The 288-nt window shown below is 33.3% G+C and carries 1 protein-coding gene and 1 pseudogene; both read left to right on the forward strand.

The features are described 5' to 3' along the window. The first annotated feature begins 15 nt into the window (after positions 1 to 15). Complete coding sequence (locus tag HMPREF2715_RS09870) at positions 16 to 150, forward strand: phenol-soluble modulin PSM-beta-3 (protein ID WP_011276028.1); 135 nt, start codon at positions 16 to 18, stop codon at positions 148 to 150. Positions 151 to 208: 58 nt separating this feature from the next. Further along, a pseudogene (locus HMPREF2715_RS09875) lies at positions 209 to 288 on the forward strand (phenol-soluble modulin PSM-beta-2); the annotation flags it as partial.

Here is a 288-nt window from a genome sequence, read left to right on the forward strand (position 1 = left end):
AATGGAGCGATTTAAATGTCAAAATTAGTACAAGCAATTTCAGATGCAGTTCAAGCAGGCCAAAACCAAGATTGGGCTAAATTAGGTACAAGCATTGTAGGTATCGTAGAAAACGGTGTTGGCATTTTAGGTAAATTATTCGGATTCTAAGTTCGACAGATAACATTTATTGAAAATATAAATAAACATTATAAAGGAGATAGTAATCATGGAAAAAATCGCAAACGCAGTAAAAAGTGCAATTGAAGCAGGTCAAAACCAAGACTGGACTAAATTAGGTACAAGTAT

Origin of the sequence: Staphylococcus sp. HMSC062A01 (assembly GCF_001836805.1) — a bacterium.
GTDB classification, from domain to species: domain Bacteria; phylum Bacillota; class Bacilli; order Staphylococcales; family Staphylococcaceae; genus Staphylococcus; species Staphylococcus haemolyticus.